Source organism: Crossiella sp. SN42, assembly GCF_023897065.1.
Lineage (GTDB): Bacteria > Actinomycetota > Actinomycetes > Mycobacteriales > Pseudonocardiaceae > Crossiella.
In genome coordinates, this window is sequence record NZ_JAMHIV010000025.1 from 73,301 (window position 1) to 98,308 (window position 25,008).

A 25,008-nucleotide genomic window follows, 5' to 3' on the forward strand; every position below is an offset into this window, starting at 1 on the left:
GGGGGTTGGGTCGGGTTGAGCACGGCGTTCGCGGTCATAGTCCGGGCGCAGTCTTCTCCACGTTGTTCGGCACGCCCATCCGACGCACCGATGGTGACCAGCATCCCCCGACAGAGTTGGACATTAACCCCTCCCTCGGGTCATCGGAGCCTTGATGCCACGTTCGAGTGCAATTTGCTTACTGCGTGTGTACATGTGTTCCGCGCAACGGGCGAGCGTACGCGGGGCGATGTGCGTGACCACACCTCCTCGTGACACGGTGGGCACCGTGATGCCCGACACTCCGGTCCCGACCGGCACTGCCGATCCTGACCTGTTGCTACTGGAGCTGTCCGATTCACCGGCCCGTGTCACTTCGGTGGCGACGGTCGTGCCCGGTGATCACACACGGCAGCAGCCGGTCACGTCCAGTGTGCCAGGCGAGGAATCCGCGGACGCCGCTCGTAGCGCGACGAGCGGTAATGAGTCTTCGGTCGCGCTTACCCGCCAACTGGACGCGCCCACCAGGGTGATCGCGCGTCCGGTGCCCCAGCGGGCCGTCGGCGTGGAGACCACCAGGCGGATCGAGCTGCCCCCGCGCGGCCTCGCCGGACCGGCCGACCCACTGCCGCCCGCACCCGCTGGCCTGCCCGGATCCCGTGGCGAGCACCTCCTGCAGCGGGCCTTCGGCACCGAGTCCAGGGCCGCCCGGTTCTACTCCGACCAGGTGCTCGACCGGCTCAACCCGACCATGGTCGAGTTCGTGGCGCGGATGGAAATGCTGTTCGTGGCCACCGCGGACGGTCACGGAGAGTGCGATTCTTCGCTCCGTGCCGGGCCGCGCGGGTTCATTCAGGTGCTCGACGAGAAGCACCTCGCCTACCCGGAGTACCGGGGCAACGGCGTGCTGGCCAGTCTGGGCAACATCAGTGAGAACCCGCACATCGGTCTGCTGATGATCGACTTCGTCAGCGACCTGATCGGCCTGCACGTCAACGGCCGGGCCCGGATCGTCGACGACGGCGACCTGCGCGCCGAGCATCCGGAGCTGCCCTCGGACTTCGAGCGCGGCCGCACCCCGGAACGCTGGGTAGTGGTCGAGGTCGAGGAGGCCTACGTGCACTGCCGCAAGCACATCCCGCGGATGATGCCGGTGCTGCGCGACCGGGACTGGGGCACCGACGACGTCAAGCGCAAGGGCGGCGACTACTTCGAGGCCAAGGCGCTGCCCAAGCCGTGGCAGGACTCCACCGGGTCTTGACCTGCCCTGAGTACGGTATGTCCCGGTTCTGGGGGCAGACCGGGCAGAGGGAGAACAGTGACATCGGTCGACCCTGGCAAGCAGGTCTCCGGAGACAGCGACGACCCGGTTCGCCGGCGGGCGGCCGAGGCGGTGGAGCGTGAGCTCGCGCTGCTGATGCGCCGGTCCAGGAGCATGGCCATGTCCCTGGCCGCCCGGATCCACCCCGAGCTGGACTCCGCGGCCTACGCGCTGCTGCTGCTCATCGACGACCGGGAGTCGGTGCGCGCCACCGACCTGGTGGACCAGCTCGGCCTGGACAAGTCCACGCTGAGCAGGCAGATCGCCCAGCTGCACCGGCTGGCGCTGGTGGAGCGGGTGGCCGACCCGCACGACGGCAGGGCCAGGCTGGTACAGCTGACCGCTTCCGGTCGGCAGCGGCTGGCCGAGGTGCGGCAGGAACGGCGCGGCAAGCTGCGCGAGCACTTCCGCACCTGGAGCACCGGCGACCTCGATGTGCTGTCGACTTTGCTCGGTCGGCTGAACCAGGATCTCTGAGTCGCTTCCCGAAGGTGTGACGGAGACCTCACTCACTACCGACCGTAAAAAGGTTGCTATCAGCAACTAACGAGTTATAGTTGCGTCAAGCAACCATGGGGGTGGTCAGTGTGGACCCACGACCCGATTCCGTCTTCGAGCTGCTGCGGCAGGTCAAGAACCTGGTCCAGATCCGGCACGCGATCGCGCAGCGGGTCTGGCCGGAGGACGGCGAACTGCACCTGGCCGCGGTGGGCCTGCTCACCGAGCTGGTGGTCAACGGACCCCGGCGCAGCGGCGAGATCGCCAGGGAACGCGCGGTCGACCCCTCCGTGGTGAGCAGGCAGGTGGCCCAGCTGCAACGCGCCGGCCTGGTGGAACGCCAGGTCTCGCCGACGGACGGGCGGGCCATGGTGCTCAGCGCGACCCCGGCCGGGACCGCGTTGATCGAGCGGTGGAAACAGGAGCAGACCGAGTGGATGCGGAGCGCGCTGTCGGACTGGCAGGACGAGGACCTGGTGCTGGCGAGCACCCTGATCGAGCGACTCACCAGGGACCTGCGCGGCGGGCTGTGCCAGCCGAAGGTGGCGGCCACGGCGTGAGCGTGGCCGAGCCGCGCGACCCGGAGGCGCTGGCGCCGATGTCGCACCGGGAGATCCTGCGCGCGCTGACCGGCCTGCTGCTCTCCCTGCTGGTGGCCATCCTCAGCTCCACCATCGTGACCAACGCGCTGCCCACCATCCTCAAGGACCTGCACGGCACCCAGGGGCAGTACACCTGGGTGGTCACCGCGACCCTGCTGGCGGCCACCGCGACCACCCCGATCTGGGGCAAGCTGGCCGACCTGTTCAGCAAGAAGCTGCTCTACCAGGTGGCCATCGGCCTGTTCGCGCTCGGCTCGGTGCTGGCCGGGATCGCCTCCTCGATGCCGGAGCTGATCGCCTACCGCGCGGTGCAGGGCGTGGGCGTCGGCGGCCTGCAAGCGCTGGCCCAGGTGGTCATCGCGGCCATGGTCAGCCCGCGCGAGCGCGGCCGCTACGCCGGGTACACCGGCGCGGTGATCGCGGTGGCCACGGTCAGCGGGCCGCTGGTCGGCGGCTTCATCGTGGACACCCCGGGGCTGGGCTGGCGGTTCTGCTTCTTCCTGGTGGTGCCGCTCGCGCTGGCCGCGATGGCGGTCATCCACAAGACCCTGCACCTGCCGGTGCTGCGCCGCCGGGCGCGCATCGACTGGCTGGGCGCCACGCTGATCATTGGCGGGGTGAGCCTGCTGATGCTGTGGGTCTCCTTCGCCGGCAAGGACTTCGCCTGGATCTCCCCGGCCAGCGGGTTGTACCTGCTCGGCGCGGTGGTCACGCTCGGCCTGGCGCTGCTGGTGGAGTTCAGGGCCGCCGAGCCGGTGGTGCCGCCGCGGCTGTTCCGGGACCGCACCGTGCTGCTCTCGGTGCTGGCCAGCCTGGGCATCGGCACCGCGATGTTCGGCGCCTCGGTGTTCATCGGCCAGTACTTCCAGCAGGCCCGCGGCTTCACCCCGACCGTGGCCGGGCTGCTCGGCATGCCGCTGGCCCTGGGCTACGTGCTCACCTCGACCTGGTCCGGCCGCCGGATCACCCGCACCGGGCGGTGGAAGGTCTACCTGGTGGCGGGCGCGGTCGCGCTGTTCGCCGGCCTGGCGCTGCTGGCCACCATCACGCACACCAGCCCGGTCTGGCTGCTCGCCTGCTACCTGCTCGTGGTCGGCGTGGGCATGGGCCTGACCATGCAGAACCTGGTGCTCGCGGTGCAGAACGCGGTGCCGGTGACCGACCTGGGCGCGGCCAGCTCCTCGGTGATGTTCTTCCGCTCGCTGGGCGGCGCGGCCGGGGTCTCCGTGCTCGGCGCGGTGCTGGCCGGGCGGGTCGGCCAACTGGTCGGGCACGGTGAGCCAGTGCGGGACGCCCAGGGCGATGCCAGCGGACTGGTGTTCCTGATCGCCGCGGCGCTGGCGCTGGTGGCACTGGTGGCCATCGCGCTGATCAAGGAGGTGCCGCTGCGTGACAACACGTCAGGCTCCACAGGTGAACACACAGCTGTCCCCAATCCTGTGGACAACCCTGGGGATGCTGTGGACAACCGGGATGCGGCGGTGGACAGGCTGTTGACGCCTGATCGGCGCATCAGTGCAGTTGGGGGCAGGTTTGCCCAGGTTGTGGAGGGCTGTCGGCGGACGGTGGACAAGCCTGTGGACAACCCTGTGTAAAACCGCTCTGAGCTGGGGATGAGCCACCTGTGGACAACTAACCCGGCGTTTTCGGCGTTGTTCACACCCGCAGCTCGGCCGGGAACTCGGTGCCGCGCAGCTCCGGCGGCAGGTGGCCGACGTCGTTGTAGGCGACCACCACGGCGGGCCGGCCCGGCCGGTAGAGCAGCACGGTGAGCCCGCAGTTGTAGTCGGCCAGGTTCAGCCAGGCGTGCTCGGGCGCGCCCATCGCCACCGCCACGAAGTGTCGGATCAGGTTCCCGTGCGTGACCACCAGCTCCCGCCGGTCCGGCCCGGCGGCTCCGGCGTAGCGGGCCAGCGCGGCCGCGGCCTGGGTCGGACCTTCCTCGGCGAGCACCTGCGGGGTCAGCCCGGCGAAGAACCCGGCCTGGGCCGGGGTCAGCAGCTCAGGGCCGGGCACGCTGGGGATGCACTCGCGGAGCAGGTCGCTGGGGTGGTGCGGGGCGGCCTGGAGCTGTTCGGCGAGCACCTTCACCGTCGCGGCGGCCCTGGGCGAGGTGCTGTGGTGCACCGCGGCGAAGGGCACTCCGGCCAGCCGGGCGGCGGTCAGCTCGGCCTGGCTGCGGCCGCGGTCGGTGAGCGAGTCATCCTCGGCCGCCTCGCCGTGCCGGAGGAGGTAGAGCAGTCGGTTCGCCATATCTTGTGGGACGTGTGGCCCGGATCTCGGTTGCCAGATTTTGGGTTGAGCGGAACACGCTCAACTTTTCTGACGTTATCCCTATGACGGACCCCGTGCGATGAGGTGAGGGATGGACGCTTTCAACCCGACCACGAAGACCCAGCAGGCGATCTCCTCGGCGGTGCAGGCCGCCGGCGTGGCCGGAAACCCCGATGTCGGGCCGGTGCACCTGCTGGGCGCGCTGCTCGCGCAGGCCGACGGCCTCGCGGCGCCGCTGCTGGCCGCGGTTGGCGCCGACACCGCGCGGGTCCGGCCCGAACTGGACCGGCTCGCCCAGCAGCTCCCGTCGGCCACCGGCGCGACGGTCTCCGCCCCGCAGTTCTCCAGGGAGAGCCTGCGGGTGCTCACCCACGCCCAGCAGCTGGCCACCGAGATGAACGACGAGTTCGTCTCCACCGAGCACCTGCTGGTCGGCCTGGCCGCCGAGGGCGGCACCGTGGCCGACCTGCTGCGCAGGCACGGCGCGAGCCCCGAGGCGCTGCGCGAGGCCTTCGACAAGGTGCGTGGCTCGGCCAGGGTCACCAGCGCCGACCCGGAGAGCACCTACCAGGCGCTGGAGAAGTACGGCGTCGACCTGACCGAGCGCGCGCGCAAGGGCGAGCTGGACCCGGTGGTCGGCAGGGACGCCGAGATCCGCCGGGTGGTGCAGGTGCTGTCCAGGCGCACCAAGAACAACCCGGTGCTCATCGGCGAGCCCGGCGTCGGCAAGACCGCGATCGTGGAGGGCCTGGCCCAGCGGATCGTGGCAGGCGACGTGCCGGAGTCCTTGCGCGGCAAGCGGGTGGTCTCGCTGGACCTGGGCGCGATGGTGGCCGGGGCCAAGTTCCGCGGCGAGTTCGAGGAACGGCTCAAGGCGGTGCTCAAGGAGATCACCGACTCCGCCGGCCAGGTGGTCACCTTCATCGACGAGCTGCACACCATCGTCGGGGCGGGCGCCACCGGCGAGGGCGGCGCGATGGACGCGGGCAACATGATCAAGCCCATGCTGGCCCGCGGCGAGCTGCGGCTGGTCGGCGCGACCACGCTGGATGAGTACCGCAAGCACATCGAGAAGGACCCCGCGCTGGAGCGGCGGTTCCAGCAGGTGCTGGTCGGCGAGCCCAGCGTGCCCGACGCGATCGGCATCCTGCGCGGGCTCAAGGAGCGCTACGAGGTCCACCACGGCGTGCGGATCACCGACGGCGCGCTGGTCGCCGCGGCCACCCTGTCCGACCGCTACATCACCGCGCGCTTCCTGCCGGACAAGGCCATCGACCTGGTGGACGAGGCCGCCTCCCGGCTGCGGATGGAGATCGACTCCCGGCCGGTGGAGCTGGACGAGGTCGAGCGGGCGGTGCGGCGGCTGGAGATCGAGGAGATGGCGCTGTCCAAAGAGGACGACGCCGCGTCCAAGTCCCGGCTGGCCACCCTGCGCGCGGAACTGGCCGACCGGCGCGAGCAGCTGGCCGAGCTGACCGTGCGCTGGAAGGGCGAGAAGAACGCCATCGACCGGATCCGCGAGCTGAAGGAGCAGCTGGAGCAGCTGCGCGGCGAGTCGGAGCGGGCCGAGCGGGACGGTGACCTGGGCCGGGCCGCCGAGCTGCGCTACGGCCGCATCCCGGCGCTGGAGAAGGAGCTGGAGGCGGCCACCGCGGTCACCGAGGACAAGCAGGCCATGCTCAAGGAGGAGGTCACCGCGGACGACGTGGCCGATGTGGTCTCCGCGTGGACCGGCATCCCGGCCGGCAGGCTGCTGGAGGGCGAGACCGCCAAGCTGCTGCGCATGGAGGAGGCCATCGGGGCCAGGGTGGTCGGCCAGGCCGAGGCGGTGCGCGCGGTCTCCGACGCGGTGCGCCGCGCCCGCGCCGGGGTCGCCGACCCGGACCGCCCGACCGGCTCGTTCCTGTTCCTGGGCCCCACCGGCGTGGGCAAGACCGAGCTGGCCAAGGCGCTGGCGGAGTTCCTCTTCGATGACGAGCGGGCCATGATCCGCATCGACATGAGCGAGTACGGCGACAAGCACACCGTCGCCCGCCTGGTCGGCGCCCCGCCCGGCTACGTCGGCTACGACCAGGGCGGCCAGCTCACCGAGGCGGTCCGGCGGCGGCCGTACAGCGTGGTGCTGCTGGACGAGGTGGAGAAGGCGCACCCGGACGTCTTCGACGTGCTGCTCCAGGTGCTCGACGACGGCAGGCTCACCGACGGCCAGGGCCGCACGGTGGACTTCCGCAACACCATCCTGGTGCTCACCTCGAACCTCGGCTCGCAGGTGATCGCGGACGCCACCATGTCCGAGCTGGCCCGCAAGGACGCGGTGCTCGCGGTGGTGCAGCGGCACTTCAAGCCGGAGTTCCTCAACCGGCTGGACGACGTGGTGGTCTTCCACGCGCTGGCCACCGAGGAGCTGACCTCCATTGTGGACATCCAGGTGCGCAGGCTGGCCAAGCGACTCGCCGAGCGCAGGCTGACCCTGGACGTCACCGAGGCGGCCAAGGGCTGGCTGGCCCTGCAGGGCTTCGACCCGGTCTACGGCGCCCGCCCGCTGCGGCGGCTGGTGTCCTCGGCCATCGGCGACCAGCTGGCCCGCAAGCTGCTGGCCGGGGAGATCACCGACGGGGACAAGGTCCTGGTCGACGTCCGCGACGACAACTCCGGCCTGGATGTGGCCAAGGGCTAGCGCGTTAAGCGGTGCGGCCCACTCCGCCAGACGGGTGGGCCGCACCCGCGCGCGTCCGACATTAGGGCCAATTGGTGCCTACTGGACCGAATGTGATCTCGGCTATGGCGGCTCGCACCGCTAGGCTGCGGGTGTGGGCGTACCTGCGTGGATCTGGTTCTCGGTGGCCGTGCTGGCGGCCATTGCCGGCGCGGTCTTGCTCGGCACGGACCGGGCGCAACGCACAGCGCGCAACCGGGAGCGGCGCCGCTGGGCCGCGTTGCGCGGCTGGCGGTTCACCGATGAGGACCAGGTGCTGCTCACCCAGTGGAAGCACGGCGGGCTGGCCTACTCCAAGCAGGGCGTCGCCGTTGACGTGGTCACCGGCTCGATGTTCACCGCGGACGGCCGCCGCCTGGTGCAGGTGCTCGACCACCAGCAGTCCAGCAAGGTGACCATGGTGATCGCCGCGGTCCGGATGCGCCGCACCGTGCCCACCATCCTGGAGTTGTGGGAGCCCAGCGTCCCGTTCGCCCGCGAGCGCGAGGCCGAGCTGGACCTCTACGGCCCGGTCGGCAACCGCTACGGCTTCACCACCGACATGGCCATCGTGCACCCGCTGATCACGCCCGACTTCGTGGACACCATCGACGAGATCGGCGACGACATCATGGTGGTCTGGCTGGAGGGCTCCTGGGTGCTGGCCGCCGCCCCGCCGAACGCCGACCCGGCCCGGCTGGAGCGGCTGCTCAGCGACCTGGGCGAGGTGGCCGACTTCGTGGACCCGTTCGACGTGGACGCCGACGACAACGCGACACCCTCGGCCGACGGCTCCCAGCACACCCCGCACTGACTCAGACCTCGCCCTCGAACCGGAACTCGTCCTCGGCGTGGCGGGTGATCGCCTTCAGCTGGAGCACGCCCGGCCGGTCGGGCAGCCGGATCCAGTGCTCGATCCGCACCGAACCGCCGGGCGGGACCGGCTTGTCCGCCTCCGCCACCTCGCGGCCCTTGTCGGTGACGTCCTCCGGCGGTTGCACCACCTCGTCCGAGCCGTGCGCGACGAACGAGGGGTAGAAGGACGGATCCGGGTACTCCAGCGGGGCCTTGCCAGAGTTGGTCATGGTCACGGTGAACAGCAGCACGCGGGTGCCGGGCACGCGCTCCTCCGCGGTCAGCTCGGCCTGCGGGACCGGCTTGAACTCCGAGATGGTGAACCTGGTGCCCGAGGGCAGGGCCAGCTCAGCGCCGAACCCGGTGCCCGGCGGGTCGCCGAAGCGGACCACCGTGCTGGTGGTCGGCGCGGGCGGCAGGGGCGTCGGCGGTGCGGGCGAGGGGGCCGGGGTGCAGGCGGCTGTGGTCAGCGCCGCGAGGGCGAGCGGCAGTGCGCCCCGCCGGGCGTTCACACCTCACCCTCGAAGTAGACCTCGGCGCGCTCGGGCAGCACGAGCGGCTGCAGCCGCAGCGAACCCGGTTTCGCGGGCAGGCCGTAGGCCAGCCGGAGCTTGGTCAGCTTGCCCGGCGGCAGGTCCGGCACGCCCATCGAGAGCTCCGATCCGTGCAGCGTCTCGACCTCGACCGTCTCCTTGCCGCCCTGCTCGGTGAACGAGCCGAAGCCCAGGGTGTGCAGGTTGGTCAGGGTCTTGCCGGTGTTGTTGGTGATGGTCACGGTGAAGACCACCGCGCGCGGGGGCTTGGTCTCCTCCTCGTCGAGGCCCTTGGGCTGGTAGGGCTCCGGTTTGGAGACCTCGATCCTGACCTTGCCCGGGGTCTCCACCGCCTCGCCGAACCTGCCCACCTGCGGTGCCGCGGTGGTGGGCAGGGCCAGCTGCGGGAGGGTCGGGGTGACGGTGACCGGAGTCGGCACCGGGATGATGGTGCAGGCCGTCGAGCCGAGTAGCAGCGCCCCGGTTACAACGATGGAAACTCCACGCATGGTGATACCCCCAGTGCTCTGCGTGTGGCCGGTCAGACCTCGCCGGCGAAGGTGACGTCCTGGTACTTCACGCCCTGGTCCGGCGAGGCCGCGACCAGCAGGGTCCCCGGCTGCTCACCCACGGCGAAACCGATCCGCACGTCGATGCTGCGGCCGGCCGGCAGTTCCGGCGCGTCCGGGCTGATGCCCAGCTTGCCCGCCTTGTCCACCAGCGGCTCGGCGTCAGCCACCTTGCCGGTGCCGCGCTCGGTGAAGGTGCCGTCCAGCTTGGTCAGCGGCAGGCGCAGCGGGGTGCTGCCGCCGTTGCTCAGGGTCAGGGTCAGCTGCACGCCGCGGCGGCCGGGGCCGACCAGCGGCGACCGCAGCGGGCTCGGCCGGGAGAAGGCCACCGCCACGCCGTCGGACCAGCTGTAGCGCTGACCGAACTGGGCCGTGCGCGGTGTGCTCGCGGTGCGCCGGTCGGTCTCCTGGTTCGCGCCCGGCTCCTCGGCCACCGAGGGCGCGCAGGCCGTGCTGCCCAGCGCCAGGCCGCAGATCGCGGTCACGAGTACCGCACGCTTCATGGTGTTGCCCCCTCGATCACCCATGATCGCCCCCCAGCGGCCATTGTTTCGCCGGTCAACTTCGTGGTCACGATATTCGGCCCGAACGGGCAGACCTGCGGACCGGGCCTTGACGCCTCAGGCGGTGCCCTCGAAGACCGCCTTGGGCTGGCTGCCGAGCAGGTCGGGAGCCACCTCCACGCGCAGCGGGCCGGGCTGTTCCGGCAGGCCGAAGGCGACCGTGCCCTGGAAGGTCTGCCCCGGCGGCAGGTCCGGGGTGTCCAGGCCGATGCCGACGTTGGCCGCGGGATCGCGGATGCTGGGCGCCTTGGCCGCCTCCGGATCGCTGATCCCGGCCCGGCGCGCGGCGAAGACCATGATCGCCGGCTTGACCGCGCGGTCGGTGCGGTTGACCAGGGTGATCGCGAAGGACACCACCCGGCCGACGTCCGGGTACAGGCCGCGGGCCTGCTCGGAGAGGGTGTGCGGGGTGGCTGGGCCGAGGGTCAGCTCCAGGCCGCTCGGCCAGCTGAACCGGCCGCCGAAGCCGGGGACCGCCGGGGTGGTCGAGGTGGCGGGCGCCGGTGGTGGGGTCGGCTTGGGCAACAGGGTGAGGCCGCAGCCGCCCAGCAGGCTCACCGTGACGATCATCAGCGCCGACATGGTTTTCCGCATGCACGCCCCCCAGGTGCCGATCACCTACATGGGTGACTTCGTCCCGTTATATCCACTTCGTTACCTGTTCTCCACCCCGCGCGCCCGACCGGTAGGTTGCTCGGCATGCCGACCGCGCTCGTGACCGGACCCACCGCAGGCATCGGTGCGGCCTTCGCCCGCCGCCTGGCCGCCGAGGGACACGACCTGGTGCTGGTCGCCCGCAACGCGCAGCGCCTCGGTGAGCTCGCCGAACAGCTCACCGCCAAGCACGGGGTCAAGGTCGAGGTGCTGGTCGCCGACCTGGCCGATCCGGCCCAACGTGAGCAGGTGGAAGCGCGGCTGCGCGCGGACGCCGCGCCGATCGACCTGCTGGTCAACAACGCCGGTCTGGGCACCGGCAAGGACTTCCTGGACAACACCGCCGAGGAGCTGCTCGGCCAGCACGAGGTGAACGTGACCAGCGTGCTGCGGCTGACCCACGCGGTGCTGCCCGGCATGCGCGCCCGCGGCAGCGGCGCGGTGATCAACGTCTCCAGCGTGGCCGGGTTCTTCCCCGGTCGCGGCTCGACCTACAGCGCGGGCAAGAGCTACGTGACCCTGCTCTCCGAAGGCCTGGCCATGTCGCTGGCCGGCACCGGGATCAAGGTGATGGCGCTGTGCCCCGGCTTCACCCGCACCGAGTTCCACCAGCGGGCCCAGATCGACATGTCCGGCACGCCGGGGTTCTTCTGGTTGGACGCCGACCGGCTGGTGCACGACAGCCTGGCCGACCTGCGCGCCGGCAAGGTCGTCTCGGTGCCCGGCGTGCAGTACAAGGCGCTGGTCGCGGTGAGCAAGATCCTGCCGAGGGCGCTGCTGCGCCGGCTCGCCTCCCGGGTCGGCGGCGGTCGCGGGCGCACCTGATCCGCCGTGGCCGCGCTGGTGCTGTTGTTCCTGGTCTTCCTGGCCGCCCTGGTGGTCGGGGCGGTCTTCCTGCTGCTGTGGACCAACCGCAGGCAGCAGCAGCGGCAGGCCGAGCTGACCGCGGCGGCGGCCTCGATCGGCTGGCAGCACGGCTGGACCGAGCCCAAGCTGCTGCGGGACCGGTTCACCGTGCGGAACTCACCGTTCGGCCCCGGCCTGCCCAGCGGTGAGTCGATCACCGGCACGCACCGGGGCCTGCCGCTGGTGGCCTTCCTCGCCCAGGTCAACGAGCGGGTGCACGAGGCCCAGTCCACCGCGGACTTCGTCGTGGTGGCGCTGCCGCTGCCCGCGCCGGTGCCCGAGCTGACCCTGGTGCGCAGGCGGCCGGGGCAGGGGCTGCTCCGGATGTTCGGCACCCGGCGGCAGCCCACCGGCGACGCGGTGTTCGACGACGCCTTCTTCGTCGAGTGCGCGGACCCCGGGTTCGTCGCGCACCTGCTCACCCCGCGGGTCCGGCAGTGGCTCTGGCACCACCCGCACTCGCGAGTGGTGAGCTTCCGGTACGGGCCGAGTGATCTTGTGGTGTGGTGGCCTGGCCGGTTCGAGCTGCCCGCGGTGCGGTGGCTCGCGGACTACGCCTGCGAGCTGATGTGCTTAGCTGACGCCTCGTGACCTCCCAGATCAACCCCCAGGCCAAGGCCGAGCTGGCCGCCCTCGTGCGTGAGCTGGCCGTCGTGCACGGCAAGGTGACGCTGTCCTCCGGCAAGGAGGCCGACTACTACGTCGACCTGCGCCGGGCCACCCTGCACCACGCGGCCGCCCCGCTGATCGGCCGCCTGCTGGCCCAGCTGACCGCGGACTGGGACTACGCCGCCGTCGGCGGGCTCACCCTGGGCGCGGACCCGGTGGCCACCGCGATGATGCACGCCAGCGTGGCCGACCCCGGGCTGCGCACGGTGGACGCGTTCGTGGTGCGCAAGGAGCAGAAGGCGCACGGCATGCAGCGCGCGGTCGAGGGCGCGGACGTGGTCGGCAAGCGGGTGCTCGCGGTGGAGGACACCTCGACCACCGGCGGCAGCGTGCTGACCGCGGTGCGCACCCTGCGCCAGGTCGGCGCCGAGGTCATCGGCGTGGCCACCGTGGTGGACCGGGGCACCGGCGCGCGGGAGGCGATCGAGGCCGAGGGCCTGCCCTACCGCTACCTGCTCGACCTGGCCGACCTGGGGCTCTGACCCCGGTGTTCGTGGACGAGCCGGGGCCCACCGAGTGGGGCGCGGAGCAGGTCGGCGTGGGGCCGTGGGCCGGGCCGGTGCCGGATGACCCGCGCCTGGATCCCGAGCTGCTGGCCGAGGGCGACCGCCGCAACGTGGTGGACGCCTACCGGTACTGGCGGCGGGAGGCGGTCGTGGCCGACCTGGACGCCCGGCGGCACGGCTTCCACGTGGCCATCGAGAACTTCCAGCACGACCACAACATCGGCACCGTGGTGCGCACCGCGAACGCCTTCGCGGCCAAGGCGGTGCACATCGTCGGGCGCAAACGTTGGAACCGGCGCGGCGCCATGGTCACCGACCGGTACCAGCACGTGCACCACCACGAGGACGTCCCGGCGCTGGCCGAATATGCGCGGGAGCACGGCCTGACCGTGGTCGGGGTGGACAACACGCCCGGCGCGGCCCGGATCGAGACGGTGACCCTGCCCAGGGACTGCGTGCTGCTGTTCGGGCAGGAGGGGCCTGGGCTCACCCCGGCGGCGGCCGGGGCCGCGGAGCTGACCGTGTCCATCGCGCAGTTCGGCTCCACCCGCTCGATCAACGCCGGGGTGGCCGCCGGGATCGTGATGCACGCCTGGGTGCGGGCGCACGCGGATCTCGACACGGCCTGGTGAGTTTCCCGGAGCGTCGGCCCGTGGTTGCCGGGTTCGGCCGCCGCCCGCGCGGACCATGGGCGGATGGGTGGCAGGCGGATCGGCCGGAGCGGTGACCGGCCCGAGCTGTGGGCGGCGCGCGCGGCGGTGGCCGAGCGCGCGGTCTGCGCGCGGCAGCTGCGCAGGGGCCTGCTGACCGGCCGCCTCACCGAGCTCGACGTCTGGCCTGCGGGCCGGTTACGCCGGGGCCGTCGCTCGCCGTGGCGGGCCACCCTGCTGGACTGCGCGGTGGACGCCTGGCTGCGCGCGCCCACCGCCGATCGGCAGGCCCGGCTGACCGGGCTGGTCCGCGGCCTGCGCGTGCGGCCGAACCGGCTGGGCAACGCCGAGCTGGCCACCCTCACCCTGGCCCTGCACCGCGCGCACAGCAGGGCGGGGGCGCGCGGGCGGCCCAAGCTGACCAAGCCCGCGCTGCGGCGGCTGCGGGAGAGCTGGAGCGACCACGCCGGTGGCGGCCTGTGGTCGGACGAGCCTGCCGGGCGCAAGGACGCGGTGGTCAACGGCGCGGCCGCGTTGCTGTTCGCCCAGCTGGCCACCGAGGGCGGGGAGAAGGCCGACCTGCACCGCGCCCGGTCCACAGTGGACTGGGTGCTGCACCACCTGCTGGCGGACGGTCTGGTGGTGACCGGGCTGACCGTCGCGCCGGACGGCGGGGTCGGCGCGGTGGACCGGACGATCACCTTGCCCGGCAACGCCTACCTGCTCGGCGCCTGCGCCAGGCTGGCGGTCAGCACCGGCGAGCGCGGCTGGCCGACGGTCACCGCCCGGCTGGTCACCGCGGTCACCGACCAGCTGGCCGACGCCGACCACGTGCTGCGCGGCAGCGGGCCTGGACCGGCGCTGGGCCTGCTCTCCCGCAACCTGGCCTCGGCCGCGCTCGCGCTGCGCGACGACCCGGCCGCGGCCCGGGCCGCCCAGGTGGTCTTCGGCTCGGCCGAGGCGGCCTGGCGCAACCGCGCGGTGGCCAGGGGCGGCCCGCTGTTCGGTCCGGAGTGGACGGTCCCGGCCATCTCACCCACTGAGCGACCGCTGGCCGGTGACCCCGGCGCGCCCGTGCCGCGCGCGGAGCGGCAGCTGTCCACGCAGCTCGCGGGCTGGCTGGCGCTGGAGTCGGCCGCTCTGCTGGAACGCGCGGGCTTCGCCGACCGCGGCTCTGCCCGCCGCCCGCGCACCCTCTAAACTGCCGCTCCGTGCGCGTCCTGGTGATTGGTTCCGGTGCCCGAGAGCACGCCCTGCTGCTTGGCCTGTCCCGCGATCCCGCGGTGACCGCCCTGGCGTGTGCCCCCGGCAACGCGGGCACCGCCTCCGTCGCGGAGAACTACGGCGTGGCGGCGACCGACCCGGCCGCGGTGACCGCGCTGGCCAAGGAGTTCAACGCCGACCTGGTCGTGGTCGGGCCGGAGGCGCCGCTGGTGGCCGGGGTGGCCGACGCGGTGCGCGCGGCCGGGATCCCGTGCTTCGGGCCGTCCAGGGAGGCGGCCAGGATCGAGGGCTCCAAGGCCTTCGCCAAGGACGTGATGGCCGCGGCCGGCGTGCCCACCGCGCACAGCGAGATCGTGGACAACCCGGCCAGGCTGGACGCCGCGCTGGCCCGGTTCGGCCCCACCTGGGTGGTCAAGGACGACGGGCTGGCCGCGGGCAAGGGCGTGGTGGTCACCACCGACCTGGACGCCGCCCGCGCGCACGCGATGACCCTGCTCGACGGCGGCCACCCGGTGCTGCTGGAGTCCTTCCTGGACGGGCCGGAGGTCTCGCTGTTCTGCCTCACCGACGGCCGGACCGTGCGGCCGCTGCTGCCCGCGCAGGACTTCAAGCGGGTCGGCGACAACGACATCGGCCCGAACACCGGCGGCATGGGCGCCTACGCCCCGCTGCCCTGGGCCGCCCCCGACCTGGTGGACAACATCGTGGCCACGGTGGCCCAGCCGGTGGTGGACGAGCTGGCCAAGCGCGGCACCCCGTTCCAGGGCCTGCTCTACGCGGGTCTCGCGGTCACCTCCGAGGGTCCCTCGGTGATCGAGTTCAACTGCCGCTTCGGCGACCCGGAGACCCAGGTCGTGCTGGCCCTGCTGCGCACCCCGCTGGCCGGGCTGCTGCTCGCGGTGGCCGAGGGCAGGCTGGCCGAGCAGCCGGAGCTGGACTGGGCCGAGGGCTCCGCGGTCACCGTGGTGCTCGCGGCCGAGGGCTACCCCGGTCTGCCGCGCACCGGCGACGTGATCACCGGCGCGGACGCCGAGGGCGTGCTGCACGCCGGCACCCGCCGCCGCGAGGACGGCGCGGTGGTCTCCGCGGGCGGCCGGGTGCTGTCCGTGGTCGGCACCGGCGCGGACCTGGACGAGGCCCGCGCGGACGCCTACCGCCGGGTTGGCGGGGTGCACCTGACCGGTTCACACCACCGAACGGACATTGCGCTGAAGGCGGCACAGGGCGCGCGCTGACGCCCTACCCTGCCCAGTGTGGGGATGGTCAGGTTCAACCGGGACGCGCTGGAGAGCTGCCGCACCACGGTGGCCGGTCAGGCAGGGCAGTTCGGCGCGGTCGGGGACCGCTTCCCGCAGGGCGGGGCGAACGCGGCCATGTTCGGCAAGCTGGCCGACTCCGGCGCGCTGGCCCAGGCGCTGGACGCGCTGGACAAGTCGATGAACGCCGAGTTCGAGGCGGCCCAGACGTTGCTCGGCAAGGTGGAGCGGGCCCTGGACGCGGTGCAGCGCACGGTGGAGGACACCGAGCGGGCCAACGCCTCAGGGGTCAGCCGATGAGCGCGCGGGACGCGGTCGCCGCGCTGCCCGGCGGGCAGGCGCTGGCCGAGATCTGCGACAAGGTCAACGGCGACCCGGAGGCCATCCGCGCGGTGGCCACCCGCTGGACCGAGGCGGCCACCAGCGCGGGCGAGTGCGCGGGCAAGGTCAAGGGCGCGGTGTCCGGGCTGGACGCCGCCTGGCAGGGCAGCTCCGCGGACGGCTTCGTCGGCTACATGGGCAAGTTCAACGCCGCCGCCACCTCGGCGCAGACCACCCTCACCCAGGCCGCCGGCGACCTGCGCGCCGCCGCGGACGCGCTGGCCGGGGCGGAGCAGTCGGTGAACACCATCTGCGAGAACCTGCTCAGCCGGGTCCGCACCTTCAAGCAGCAGAACCGCAACCAGCCGGAGGAGGACGTCCGCCCGGTGATCGAGGGCTTCGTCAAGGAGGCGGTCAGCGACGCCCAGCCCAAGGTCACCGAGGCCGAACAGGCGTTGAAGTCCGCGCTGGGGGCTCTTCGCGGGCGGACCGTGAATCCGAAGTTCTCCACCATGGACGCGCCCGACGGGCAGCCGTTCGCCCCGGCCCAGGGCAAGAAGGTGGACTGGCAGCCGAGCCCGGAGCCGAAGAAGGAACAGCCACCGGCTGAGCGACCGCGGGAGACCGGCGGCGGATCCGGCGGCGGCGGTGGTGGCGGTGGCGCGACGGGTGGCGGTGGTGGCGGCGGTCTTGGTCCCAGCGGAGCCCCGCCGCCCGGTGGTGGTCCGGCGCCGCAGGGGCAGGTGGCGGAGTGGATCAACCAGGCGATCGAGATCCTCAAGGCGCAGGGTTATCCGGTGGACAAGATGAACCCGAACGACATCTGGATGATCATTCAGAAGGAGTCCGGCGGGAACCCGCACGCGATCAACAACTGGGACTCCAACGCGGCCAAGGGGACGCCGTCGAAGGGGCTGATGCAGACCATCGACCCGACCTTCGACCGGTGGTCGCTGCCTGGGCACAAGGACATCTGGAACCCGGTGGACAACATCATCGCGGGGATCCGGTACTCGGTTGAGCGGTACGGGTCGGTGTCGAACGTGCCGGGTGTGGTGGGGATGAAGACGGGATCGGGTTACCGGGGCTACTAGTGGCTGTTTAGGCTGCGGCCATGGCCCAGCCGACCTCCCTGTTCTCCGTCGCCGCCCGTGCCGACATCCCGCCCTTCCACGTCATGGACGTGGTGTCCGCGGCGGCCAAGCGGCAACGCGAACGCGGGGACGTGCTCTCGCTGGCGGCGGGGCAGCCGTCCAGTCCCGCGCCCGCGCCGGTGCGGGCGGCTGCGGCCGAGGCGCTGGCCAAGCAGACGCTGGGGTACACCGAGCAGCTGGGCATCCTGGAGCTGCGGTCGGCGATCGCGGGGCACTACGGGCGGACCTACGACCTGGACGTGAACCCGGACGACGTGGTGGTCACCACCGGGTCCTCCGGCGGGTTCCTGCTGGCGTTCCTGGCCGCCTTCGACCCCGGGGACCGGGTCGCGCTGACCCGGCCCGGGTATCCGGCCTACCGCAACATCCTGCGGGCGCTGGGCTGCGAGGTGGTGGAGCTGCCGTGTGAGCACGAGACGCGGTTCCAGCCGACCGTGGAGCTGCTGGAGTCCCTCGACCGGCCGATCAAGGGGCTGATCGTGGCCAGTCCGGCCAACCCGACCGGGACCGGGCTGGAACCGGCGGAGCTGGCGCGGATCGCGGAATGGTGTGCGGCCAACGGGGTTCGGCTGGTCAGCGATGAGATCTACCACGGGATCAGCTACGGCCAGCCGCTCGGCTGCGCCTGGCAGACCTCGCGGGAGGCGATCGTGGCCAACAGCTTCTCCAAGTACTTCGCGATGACCGGGTGGCGGCTGGGCTGGCTGCTGCTGCCTGCCGGGCTGCGCCGCGCGGTGGACTGCCTGACCGGCAACTTCACCCTGTGCCCGCCCGCGCTGTCCCAGTACGCCGCGGTGGCCGCGTTCACCGAGGAGTCCTACGCCGAGGCCGACGCGCACGTGGCGCGCTACCGCACCAACCGGGACCTGCTGCTCGCCGGACTGGCCGGGCTGGGCATCGACCGGGTGGCCCCGGCCGACGGCGCGTTCTACGTCTACGCCGACATCGGCCACCTCACCGAGGACTCGATGGCATTCTGCCGCGGGCTGCTGGCCGACACCGGGGTCGCGGTGGTGCCCGGCATCGACTTCGACCCGGTGCACGGCAACCGGTTCATCCGGCTGTCCTTCGCCTCGGCCACCGCGACCATCACCGAAGCGGTGGCGCGCATCGGGAGCTGGCTGCCCTCGCTGTGACCCGGCGGAGCGCCGATACCCGACCAACGGCGCGGCAGCCGCGGAAAATCCGCGCCTAGCGTCGGGGCGTCCTTCCCTCACCGTCCAGAAAGGACGATCGGATGCGCGCCTCGACCTTCCTGCGCCGCCTGGCCGCCACCGCCGCGATCACCGCGGTCGCCGGGTTCGGCCTGTCCGCTCCCGCGATCGCCGAACCGGTGGCGACCAGCGGTCCCGTCATGTCCCTGAGCGCCGACGAGCTTTCCGTCGCACAGCAGGGTTTGCGGCACCAGTTCACCAAGGAGGAGACCCAGTTCCTCTACGACGCGGCCAAGACCGGTGGCGAGACCCTGGTGTCGCTGGGCTGTAGCGCGATCGTGCCCGCGCCGGCCAACGCGCTGTGCGGGCCGGTGGCCAAGTTCGTGGTGAACCTGGTGGCCTCGCCGTTCAACCCCAAGGGCCGCTGCCTGGCGCTGTGGGCCGACCTGCAGGAGTTCCCGCCCATTGGGGCCCGTTACAACGACTGCTGAGTCAACGAGTGCTGAGGACTCAGCCGGAGTCGGTGCCGGTGCCGCGCACTCCCGCCGACGGCCAGCCGCAGCCGCCCTCGCGGTCCGAGCGCAGCTTGACCGACAGGTGCGACATCACGTCGCCCAGCGCGTCGATCTGGCCCGGGGTGAGCTGGTCGATCAGCGCGGCCCGCACCGTCTCCACATGGCTGGGCGCGAAGCTCTCCAGCGCGGCGAAACCCTCGTCGGTGAGCACCGCGAAGTAGCCCCTGGCGTCATCCGGCACGGCCTCCCGGCGCACCCAGCCGCGCTGCTGCAGGCGGTCGATCACGTGGGTGAGCCTCGGCCGGGCCGCCACCACCTGCGCGGCCAGGTCGGCCAGCCGGATCCGCCGCTGCGGGGTCGCGGACAACCGGACCAGCACCTCGTACTCGAAGTGCGTGATGCCGTGGTCCCGCCGCAGCTGCTGGGCAACCCGTTCCTCCACCAGGCGGCTGGCGTCCAGGAAGTGGACCCAGGCGCGCATCTGGGACTCGTTCAGCCAGCGCGGTTCGCTCACCACGTCATTATCGCGGTGAGCGCCGCGTGGAACTCCGCCACCCGTTCGATCGTTCAATGGCAGTGAGGTTACGGAGACCTGCTTGCCAGGGTCGACCGTGACAGAGAGGGGAGAACGTTATGTTGATGATCCTGGGGATCCTGCTGGTCGGCTGGATCGTGTTGTCCGTGATCGGGTTTGTGGTCAAGGGGCTGTTCTGGCTGGCCATCGTGGGCGGAGTGATCTTCCTGGGCGCCACCGCGGTGGCCTGGGTCAAGAAGCAGAACCAGCAAATCCACTGATCCGCCCGGCCAGGTAGGCGCGGGCGTCCGCCGCTCCCGTCCACAGCCTGGCGTCCAGCCCGGCGGCCAGCGCGCCGTCGATGTTGACCTGCCGGTCGTCGAAGAACACGCACTTCTCCGGGGCGGCGTCCAGTCTGCGCAGCAGCTCGGCCCAGATCTCCGGGTCCGGCTTCGCGCACTTCAGGTCGCCGGAGAAAATCAGCGTGCGGAACTTGCCGGACCAGGGGCGCAGCTCGACCGCGCGCCCGAACGAGGCCGGGGCGTTGGACAGCAGGGCCAGCGCGACCCCGGCCTCGTGCAGCTCGGTGAGCAGCGCCTCCGCCTCGGGCTCGAAGACCAGCCAGCCCTCGCCGTCGGCCTTGGTCAGCGCGGCCACCGTCTCGTCATCCACCTCGACGCCGAGCCGGGCGCCCACCGCGCGCCAGTACTCCGACTCGTGGCAGCCCCGGTCGTAAGGCTCCCGCTCGGCCCAGTAGGCGGGCTCGAACTCCGCCGCGGCCACCCCCAGCTGCTGAGCCAGCTCGGGCAGGGCCGCGGTCTTCTTGCTCAGGACCTCGCCGTAGTCGAAAACCACCCAGTACAACGGACTCTCCCCTAGCTCGCCCTGCTCTGGTTGCGCAGCACGTCCTCCTGCTCGACCCGCCGCAGCACCTCGACAATGCCAGCCCGGTCCACGTCCCGGTGGGTGACGAAGCGCACCTGCCCGGCCATCGGCGTGGCCAGCACCCCGGCTCCGGTCAGCCTGCGCAGGGCCAGCTCCAGGTCCGGCGCCCCGGCCAGCACGATGTTGGTCTGCGGCGGCCGGACCGACCAGCCCAGCTCGGCCAGCCCGTCGGCCAGCAGCCGCGCGTTCGCGTGGTCCTCGGCCAGCTCGTCCACCCGCTCCAGCGCGAGCAGCCCGGCCGCGGCCAGCACCCCGCCCTGGCGGACCCCGCCGCCGAGCATCTTGCGCACCCGCCTGGCCTCGGCCACCAGCTCCGCCGAGCCGCCCAGCACCGAGCCCACCGGCGCGCCCAACCCCTTGCTCAGGCAGGCCTGCACCGAGTCCGCGCCCACGGTCAGCGCCGCCGGCGGCACTTCAAGGGCCACCGAGGCGTTCCAGATCCGGGCCCCGTCCAGGTGCACCCGCAGCCCGGCCTGCCGCGCGGTGGCCACCAGCCGGGTGTGCTCCTCGATCGGCACCACCGCGCCACCAGCGGCGTTGTGCGTGTTCTCCAGGCACAGCAGCGAGGTGCGCAGGGAGTAATAGGGACCTGGCGGGCCGGCTGCCGCGCGCACCGTCTCCGGCGCCAGCCTGCCGGGTCCCAGTTCGCAGGGCAGCTCCGTGGGCATGCCGCCGGCCAGCCAGGCGGGCGCGCCCAGCTCGTTCTGCAGCACGTGCGAGTCCTTGGCGGCCAGGAAGCGGTCGCCGCGGCGCAGGTGGATCATCAGCGCGATGATGTTGCCCATGGTGCCGCTGGGCACCCACAGCGCCTCGTCGGTGCCGAGCAGGGCGGCGGCGCGCTCCTCCAGCGCGCGCATGGTGGGGTCGCGGTCCAGGACGTCGTCACCGACCTCGGCGGCGGCCATGGCCGCGCGCATCCGGTCATCGGGCTTGGTGACGGTGTCCGACCGGAGGTCGATCGGGGCGGAATAGGTCACGATACGATCACACCACACTCGCCGTCGTGGATCGAGCGGCAAATGCCCAGCTCGCGGGCTCGGACTCGCGGGGGGTGACGTGGATCTCCTGCCCGGTCCGTGCAACCGTTGTGCGCAGTTGTTTCGTCCAGTAGGTGCAAGCAGACGAGCGGAGAGTTCCGCGTGGACCATCACGAGGAGCAGGAGTTCGCCGAGTACTTCCTCGCCAGGCGCGATGCGGTGCGACGGACGGCCTACCTGCTCTGCGGCGACTGGCACCGGGCGGATGACCTGGCCCAGACCGCGTTCGTCGCGTTGCACCGGCGCTGGCGCAAGGTCCGGGACAAAGGTGCCCTGGACGCTTACGTCAGACGCACGCTGGTGCGGGCGTCGATCGACGAGTCCCGGCGGCCGTGGCGGCGCGAACGCGTCGTGGACGAGCTGCCGGAGACCCCGGTGAGCACACCGGAGGTCGGTGACTCGGTGGCCACCAGGTCGGCTCTGCTCGACGGCCTGCGCAAGGTGCCGCCGCGGCAACGCGCGGTGCTGGTGTTGCGGTTCCTGGAGGGCCTGGACGTCTCGGCCGCGGCCAAGGCGCTCGGGTGCACCGAGGGCACCGTGAAGAGTCAGACCGCCCGGGGGCTCGATGCCCTCCGGGAGGCGCTGGGAGACGCACTGGACGATCTGAGGTCCGCCACATGAGCGGGATCATCGGGTCGAGGAGGTGGATGTAGGTGGACGAGCACAAGCTCGCGGACGCCTTCCGCGATGCCGTGCGCGAGGTGCCACCGCCGTCCTTCAACGAGCAGGACGTGGTCACCGCCTCGCACCGGGCGAGCGCGCGACAGCGGAAGCTGGTCCTCAGCGGATCGACTTTCGGGGTGGCGCTGCTGGTCGGTGGCACGCTGGTGGTGACGAACCTGCTCGGTCCTGGGCAGACCCCGAACACCGCGTCCTCGGGGGAGCTCACGGCCGAAGGGTCCGTCTTCGGCGTCCCCCCGCAGGACAACAGCACCGGCGGCCAGGCAGGCCCCGGTACCGATCGCGCCCAACCCAAGACCTCGTCTGAGCCGTCCAAGCAGGGGGATGGCTCAGCGAGCACCGGTCCTTCGATCGGTGGCACCGAAGGGTGCGGGATGGCGGACCGGGAGCTCGCAGCCGCCCTCGCCGTCGAGCTCCCGGCCGTCGCCGCACTCACCCCTGAGCAGGCCCCGGCCGAGTTGTGCCCGCAAGGTTCCCGCGGGTTCGCGCTGAAGACGCCGGAGGGCACGCTGACCGTGTCCCTCGGCCAGGACTCCGGGCTCTCCCGCGACGGCGGCCGGGCCGACAGCGGTCCCGGCGGCGCGCAGAGCTACACCGCGATCACCACCCACGGGGCGCCGCTGACCATCCACAGCCTGCCGCGCAAGCCGGGCGGCAAGCCGCCGTTCGCCGGCGAGCTGGAACGACTGGCGAAGAAGCTCTCCGACAAGTACTGAGCCCGCTTCTGGCACGATGGCTGGCTATGGCCGAGACCAGGCATTCCGCCAGCACGCCCAAGGGTGAGCGGCGGCGGCACGCGCTGATCGAGGCGGCCGCCGCGCTGCTGGCCGAGGGCGGCTTCGACGCCATCCGGCACCGCGCGGTGGCCGAGCGCGCCGAGCTGCCACTGGCCTCCACCACCTACTACTTCAGCTCGCTGGACGAGCTGGTCGCGGCCGCGGTCGAGCACGGCTCCCGGGCCGAGCTGAACGCCGCCCGGCAATGCCTGGACGACCTGGCCGGGCGGGACCACCCGCTGTGCGCGGACGACCTGGTCGAGCTGGTGCTGGACCTGCTGCTGGGCCGCCTGTCCAGGGACGGCGGCCTGGAACCGGTGCTGCTGCGCTACGAACGCCTGGTCGGCAGTGCCCGGCGGCCCTTCCTCACCGACCTGATGCGCGGTCTCGGCGAGGAGCTGATGGTCCTGCTCACCGAGCTGTTCGCGCACTCCGGCACCCCGGTGGACCGGCCGCGGCTGGACGTGCTGGTCGCGCTGGTCGACGGCGCGGTGGTGAACGCGCTGATCGAGAGCAACCCCGATCCCCGGGACGCCGCCCGCCGGATGCTGCGGGCGAACCTGCCCGGCCGCGCCTGACCCTGGTGCAACCTGTCCTTGGCCCGCTCGCGTGAGTAGAGGCGGATCTGGGTGATGGGAGGCGCGGAATGCGGGCCGAGGACGATGCGAGCTACCGGGAGTTCGCCAGAGCGAAAGCCATGTCGCTGCGGCGGCTGGCCTACCTGCTGTGCGGGGACTGGCACCTCGCCGAGGACTTGGCGCAGACCGCGCTGATCAAGATGTACCGGGCCTGGCCCAAGGTGCAACGGAAGAACACCGTCGACAACTACGCGCGGCAGGTCCTGCTGCGGTGCTGGCTGGACGAACGACGGAAACCCTGGCGGAGCGCGGAGAACCGCGACGGCAAGGTGCCCGACCAGCCCGGCATCGACCTTGATCCCGCACTGGCCGGACGGGCCACGGGGACACGGGACCTCCTGCTGCGCGCGCTCACGCAGATCCCGCCGCGGCAGCGCGCCGCCGTGGTCCTCCGGCACTGGGCAGACCTGTCCATCGCGGAGGTCGCGGCTGCCCTGCGCTGCTCGGAAGGGACCGTCAAGAGCCAGACCGCGCGGGGGCTCGAGGCCCTGCGCGCGGTCGTCGAGCGGCTGGACGCGGAGATCGCGCCGGTCGCCGGGAGGAGCGTGTGATGCAGGACAAGCAGTTGATCGACAGGTTGCGCGGGCTGAGCACGGCCGAGCCCCCGCTGGGCTTCGACCCCGACCAGGTGGCCGACACCGCGGCCAGGCTGCACCGGCGCAGGCGGGCCACGCTGGCCGCCGGTGGCGGCACGCTGGCCGCGGTCGCGGCGGTGGCCGTGACGGTCGGCATGGTGTTCGCCGGCCAGGGCGCGATCGGGGCCGCGGGGCAGGCGGGGCCGCTGACCGGGCTGTCGCAGCCGCCGCTGGTCAGTCCCAAGGTCGACCTGAGCAAGCAGAAGCAGCGCAACGAGGAGCTGCTCAAGGAGGTACTGCCCAAGGTCAAGCCGGGGGTGACCGAGCTGCGGACCAAGATGCGGCAGCTGTTCACCGACGGCGACCTGGACGCGCTGAGCGGCACGGCCGGCTTCCGGGACCAGGTCCACGGGGCCTGGATCACCCTGTCGATCACCGGCCCGATCACCGCGAGGTCCGTGGTCACCCCGTTGCCCCTGCGCTGCGTGCCGAGGGGGGAGGGATCGGTGGTGCCCACCAGCCACCAGTACAACCCGGCTGGTGACACCAGGCCGTCGTTCCACAAGGGGCTGAAGGGCAAGTGCGAGAAGCTGCCGCAGCCGGACGGCAGCGTCGTGGTGGTCGAGGAGACGCTGGTCCCGAAGGACCCGATGGCCCGCCACGACTACGACTCGCAGGACCCGGCGGACTACAAGCGCATCGCCCTGGACGGCACCCACTACCGCCTGGACGGCTCGGTGGTGGGCGTGCAGAACCTCGTCACGGTGCCGCCGGACTTCACCGAGAACAGGGACGCCGGTCAGAAGCGGCCGGAGCCGCCGCTGACCAGGGACCAGGTGATCCGGCTGGTCACCGATCCGGAATTCAACCTCAGCTGAGCGGAACCGATGTCTCGTTCCGGACATCCCACTGTGGCCGGCGCTGATCTTCGGCGCCGGCCACGT

The 25,008-nt window shown here is 72.1% G+C and carries 30 protein-coding genes; 22 read left to right on the forward strand and 8 right to left on the reverse strand.

From position 1 onward, the window contains the following. The first annotated feature begins 523 nt into the window (after positions 1-523). The 4 genes from M8C13_RS28265 (at position 524) to M8C13_RS28280 (ending at position 3,995) form a co-directional block, all read left to right on the forward strand. Positions 524-1,240 (forward strand): pyridoxamine 5'-phosphate oxidase family protein, encoded by a 717-nt coding sequence (locus M8C13_RS28265; RefSeq protein WP_374213180.1) that lies wholly within the window; start codon positions 524-526, stop codon positions 1,238-1,240. A gap of 57 nt (positions 1,241-1,297) precedes the next feature. Beyond that, on the forward strand, positions 1,298-1,777 hold the full coding sequence (locus M8C13_RS28270) for a MarR family winged helix-turn-helix transcriptional regulator (protein WP_252483760.1): 480 nt from the start codon (positions 1,298-1,300) through the stop codon (positions 1,775-1,777). 110 nt (positions 1,778-1,887) lie between these two features. Then, positions 1,888-2,358, forward strand: coding sequence for a MarR family winged helix-turn-helix transcriptional regulator (locus M8C13_RS28275; protein WP_252483761.1), 471 nt, complete (start codon positions 1,888-1,890; stop codon positions 2,356-2,358). After that, positions 2,355-3,995 (forward strand): MDR family MFS transporter, encoded by a 1,641-nt coding sequence (locus tag M8C13_RS28280; protein ID WP_374213181.1) that lies wholly within the window; start codon positions 2,355-2,357, stop codon positions 3,993-3,995. The genes M8C13_RS28275 and M8C13_RS28280 overlap by 4 nt, the downstream gene beginning before the upstream one ends. A 61-nt stretch (positions 3,996-4,056) precedes the next feature. Here M8C13_RS28280 and M8C13_RS28285 read toward each other — a convergent pair whose 3' ends face one another. After that, on the reverse strand, positions 4,057-4,653 hold the full coding sequence (locus tag M8C13_RS28285) for a histidine phosphatase family protein (protein WP_252483762.1): 597 nt from the start codon (positions 4,651-4,653) through the stop codon (positions 4,057-4,059). A gap of 112 nt (positions 4,654-4,765) precedes the next feature. Here M8C13_RS28285 and clpB point away from each other — a divergent pair, with 112 nt between their 5' ends. Further along, positions 4,766-7,351, forward strand: coding sequence for an ATP-dependent chaperone ClpB (gene clpB, locus M8C13_RS28290; RefSeq protein ID WP_252483763.1), 2,586 nt, complete (start codon positions 4,766-4,768; stop codon positions 7,349-7,351). Between the two features lie 133 nt (positions 7,352-7,484). Continuing rightward, entirely contained in the window at positions 7,485-8,183 is a 699-nt protein-coding gene (locus tag M8C13_RS28295) for a hypothetical protein (RefSeq protein WP_252483764.1), read from the forward strand. Position 8,184: 1 nt separating this feature from the next. On the opposite strand, the gene M8C13_RS28300 is transcribed toward M8C13_RS28295, so the two are convergent. The 4 genes from M8C13_RS28300 to M8C13_RS28315 all read right to left on the reverse strand — a co-directional run bounded on the left by M8C13_RS28300 (position 8,185) and on the right by M8C13_RS28315 (position 10,483). Then, positions 8,185-8,736, reverse strand: coding sequence for a hypothetical protein (locus M8C13_RS28300; protein ID WP_252483765.1), 552 nt, complete (start codon positions 8,734-8,736; stop codon positions 8,185-8,187). Further along, positions 8,733-9,197 carry a hypothetical protein gene (locus M8C13_RS28305; protein ID WP_252483766.1) on the reverse strand — a complete coding sequence of 155 codons (465 nt, stop codon included), beginning with the start codon at positions 9,195-9,197 and terminating at the stop codon, positions 8,733-8,735. The genes M8C13_RS28300 and M8C13_RS28305 overlap by 4 nt, the downstream gene beginning before the upstream one ends. Before the next feature lie 101 nt (positions 9,198-9,298). Then, entirely contained in the window at positions 9,299-9,829 is a 531-nt protein-coding gene (locus tag M8C13_RS28310) for a hypothetical protein (protein ID WP_252483767.1), read from the reverse strand. Positions 9,830-9,946: 117 nt separating this feature from the next. Then, entirely contained in the window at positions 9,947-10,483 is a 537-nt protein-coding gene (locus M8C13_RS28315) for a hypothetical protein (RefSeq protein WP_252483768.1), read from the reverse strand. 105 nt (positions 10,484-10,588) lie between these two features. Between M8C13_RS28315 and M8C13_RS28320 the strand changes: the two genes are divergently transcribed. The 10 genes from M8C13_RS28320 to M8C13_RS28370 all read left to right on the forward strand — a co-directional run bounded on the left by M8C13_RS28320 (position 10,589) and on the right by M8C13_RS28370 (position 18,874). Then, positions 10,589-11,368, forward strand: a complete 780-nt coding sequence (locus M8C13_RS28320) for an SDR family oxidoreductase (RefSeq protein WP_252483769.1) — start codon at positions 10,589-10,591, stop codon at positions 11,366-11,368. Positions 11,369-11,374: 6 nt separating this feature from the next. Next, positions 11,375-12,040: a hypothetical protein gene (locus tag M8C13_RS28325; RefSeq protein WP_252483770.1), complete on the forward strand. Its 666-nt coding sequence runs from the start codon at positions 11,375-11,377 to the stop codon at positions 12,038-12,040. Then, positions 12,037-12,600: an orotate phosphoribosyltransferase gene (pyrE, locus tag M8C13_RS28330; protein ID WP_252483771.1), complete on the forward strand. Its 564-nt coding sequence runs from the start codon at positions 12,037-12,039 to the stop codon at positions 12,598-12,600. The genes M8C13_RS28325 and pyrE overlap by 4 nt, the downstream gene beginning before the upstream one ends. Before the next feature lie 11 nt (positions 12,601-12,611). Continuing rightward, a complete protein-coding gene (locus M8C13_RS28335) occupies positions 12,612-13,256 on the forward strand; it encodes a TrmH family RNA methyltransferase (RefSeq protein WP_374213182.1) in 645 nt (214 codons plus the stop codon). 63 nt (positions 13,257-13,319) lie between these two features. Next, entirely contained in the window at positions 13,320-14,474 is a 1,155-nt protein-coding gene (locus M8C13_RS28340) for a glycoside hydrolase family 76 protein (protein ID WP_252483773.1), read from the forward strand. Between the two features lie 11 nt (positions 14,475-14,485). Continuing rightward, a complete protein-coding gene (purD, locus tag M8C13_RS28345; protein WP_252483774.1) occupies positions 14,486-15,733 on the forward strand; it encodes a phosphoribosylamine--glycine ligase in 1,248 nt (415 codons plus the stop codon). An 18-nt stretch (positions 15,734-15,751) separates the two neighbouring features. Continuing rightward, on the forward strand, positions 15,752-16,054 hold the full coding sequence (locus M8C13_RS28350; protein WP_252483775.1) for a hypothetical protein: 303 nt from the start codon (positions 15,752-15,754) through the stop codon (positions 16,052-16,054). After that, positions 16,051-17,169: a WXG100 family type VII secretion target gene (locus M8C13_RS45145; protein WP_305884015.1), complete on the forward strand. Its 1,119-nt coding sequence runs from the start codon at positions 16,051-16,053 to the stop codon at positions 17,167-17,169. Before M8C13_RS28350 ends, M8C13_RS45145 begins: the two co-directional genes overlap by 4 nt. A gap of 20 nt (positions 17,170-17,189) precedes the next feature. Continuing rightward, positions 17,190-18,365: a pyridoxal phosphate-dependent aminotransferase gene (locus tag M8C13_RS28365; RefSeq protein WP_252483777.1), complete on the forward strand. Its 1,176-nt coding sequence runs from the start codon at positions 17,190-17,192 to the stop codon at positions 18,363-18,365. A 101-nt stretch (positions 18,366-18,466) separates the two neighbouring features. Beyond that, positions 18,467-18,874: a hypothetical protein gene (locus M8C13_RS28370; protein WP_252483778.1), complete on the forward strand. Its 408-nt coding sequence runs from the start codon at positions 18,467-18,469 to the stop codon at positions 18,872-18,874. A gap of 19 nt (positions 18,875-18,893) precedes the next feature. Here M8C13_RS28370 and M8C13_RS28375 read toward each other — a convergent pair whose 3' ends face one another. Next, positions 18,894-19,412 carry a MarR family transcriptional regulator gene (locus M8C13_RS28375; RefSeq protein ID WP_252483779.1) on the reverse strand — a complete coding sequence of 173 codons (519 nt, stop codon included), beginning with the start codon at positions 19,410-19,412 and terminating at the stop codon, positions 18,894-18,896. A gap of 119 nt (positions 19,413-19,531) precedes the next feature. Between M8C13_RS28375 and M8C13_RS28380 the strand changes: the two genes are divergently transcribed. Next, positions 19,532-19,693 (forward strand): hypothetical protein, encoded by a 162-nt coding sequence (locus M8C13_RS28380; protein WP_252483780.1) that lies wholly within the window; start codon positions 19,532-19,534, stop codon positions 19,691-19,693. Here M8C13_RS28380 and M8C13_RS28385 read toward each other — a convergent pair. Together M8C13_RS28385 and M8C13_RS28390 are read right to left on the reverse strand one after the other, a co-directional pair. Further along, positions 19,665-20,267, reverse strand: a complete 603-nt coding sequence (locus tag M8C13_RS28385; RefSeq protein WP_308202872.1) for an HAD family phosphatase — start codon at positions 20,265-20,267, stop codon at positions 19,665-19,667. The two genes, M8C13_RS28380 and M8C13_RS28385, sit on opposite strands and share 29 nt — an antisense overlap. A gap of 20 nt (positions 20,268-20,287) precedes the next feature. Then, positions 20,288-21,334, reverse strand: coding sequence for a low specificity L-threonine aldolase (locus M8C13_RS28390; RefSeq protein WP_252483782.1), 1,047 nt, complete (start codon positions 21,332-21,334; stop codon positions 20,288-20,290). 162 nt (positions 21,335-21,496) lie between these two features. Here M8C13_RS28390 and M8C13_RS28395 point away from each other — a divergent pair, with 162 nt between their 5' ends. The 5 genes from M8C13_RS28395 (at position 21,497) to M8C13_RS28415 (ending at position 24,942) form a co-directional block, all read left to right on the forward strand. Next, complete coding sequence (locus M8C13_RS28395; protein WP_252483783.1) at positions 21,497-22,015, forward strand: SigE family RNA polymerase sigma factor; 519 nt, start codon at positions 21,497-21,499, stop codon at positions 22,013-22,015. Positions 22,016-22,047: 32 nt separating this feature from the next. Continuing rightward, a complete protein-coding gene (locus tag M8C13_RS28400) occupies positions 22,048-22,791 on the forward strand; it encodes a hypothetical protein (protein WP_252483784.1) in 744 nt (247 codons plus the stop codon). Between the two features lie 26 nt (positions 22,792-22,817). Then, the gene (locus M8C13_RS28405; RefSeq protein WP_252483785.1) at positions 22,818-23,429 is read left to right on the forward strand and encodes a TetR/AcrR family transcriptional regulator; all 612 of its coding nucleotides are present in this window, start codon (positions 22,818-22,820) and stop codon (positions 23,427-23,429) included. A gap of 68 nt (positions 23,430-23,497) precedes the next feature. Beyond that, positions 23,498-24,040 carry a SigE family RNA polymerase sigma factor gene (locus M8C13_RS28410; protein ID WP_252483786.1) on the forward strand — a complete coding sequence of 181 codons (543 nt, stop codon included), beginning with the start codon at positions 23,498-23,500 and terminating at the stop codon, positions 24,038-24,040. Next, positions 24,040-24,942, forward strand: a complete 903-nt coding sequence (locus M8C13_RS28415) for a hypothetical protein (protein WP_252483787.1) — start codon at positions 24,040-24,042, stop codon at positions 24,940-24,942. The genes M8C13_RS28410 and M8C13_RS28415 overlap by 1 nt, the downstream gene beginning before the upstream one ends. Positions 24,943-25,008: the final 66 nt, after the last annotated feature.

Coding starts and splice junctions, on each gene's coding strand:
- clpB (WP_252483763.1), top strand. CDS start 4,766: ATGGACGCTTTCAACCCGACCACGAAGACCCAGCAGGCGATCTCCTCG.
- M8C13_RS28380 (WP_252483780.1), top strand. CDS start 19,532: ATGTTGATGATCCTGGGGATCCTGCTGGTCGGCTGGATCGTGTTGTCC.
- M8C13_RS28340 (WP_252483773.1), top strand. CDS start 13,320: ATGGGTGGCAGGCGGATCGGCCGGAGCGGTGACCGGCCCGAGCTGTGG.
- M8C13_RS45145 (WP_305884015.1), top strand. CDS start 16,051: ATGAGCGCGCGGGACGCGGTCGCCGCGCTGCCCGGCGGGCAGGCGCTG.
- M8C13_RS28410 (WP_252483786.1), top strand. CDS start 23,498: ATGCGGGCCGAGGACGATGCGAGCTACCGGGAGTTCGCCAGAGCGAAA.
- M8C13_RS28285 (WP_252483762.1), bottom strand. CDS start 4,653: ATGGCGAACCGACTGCTCTACCTCCTCCGGCACGGCGAGGCGGCCGAG.
- M8C13_RS28320 (WP_252483769.1), top strand. CDS start 10,589: ATGCCGACCGCGCTCGTGACCGGACCCACCGCAGGCATCGGTGCGGCC.
- M8C13_RS28405 (WP_252483785.1), top strand. CDS start 22,818: ATGGCCGAGACCAGGCATTCCGCCAGCACGCCCAAGGGTGAGCGGCGG.
- M8C13_RS28365 (WP_252483777.1), top strand. CDS start 17,190: ATGGCCCAGCCGACCTCCCTGTTCTCCGTCGCCGCCCGTGCCGACATC.
- M8C13_RS28370 (WP_252483778.1), top strand. CDS start 18,467: ATGCGCGCCTCGACCTTCCTGCGCCGCCTGGCCGCCACCGCCGCGATC.
- M8C13_RS28310 (WP_252483767.1), bottom strand. CDS start 9,829: ATGAAGCGTGCGGTACTCGTGACCGCGATCTGCGGCCTGGCGCTGGGC.
- M8C13_RS28315 (WP_252483768.1), bottom strand. CDS start 10,483: ATGCGGAAAACCATGTCGGCGCTGATGATCGTCACGGTGAGCCTGCTG.
- M8C13_RS28415 (WP_252483787.1), top strand. CDS start 24,040: ATGCAGGACAAGCAGTTGATCGACAGGTTGCGCGGGCTGAGCACGGCC.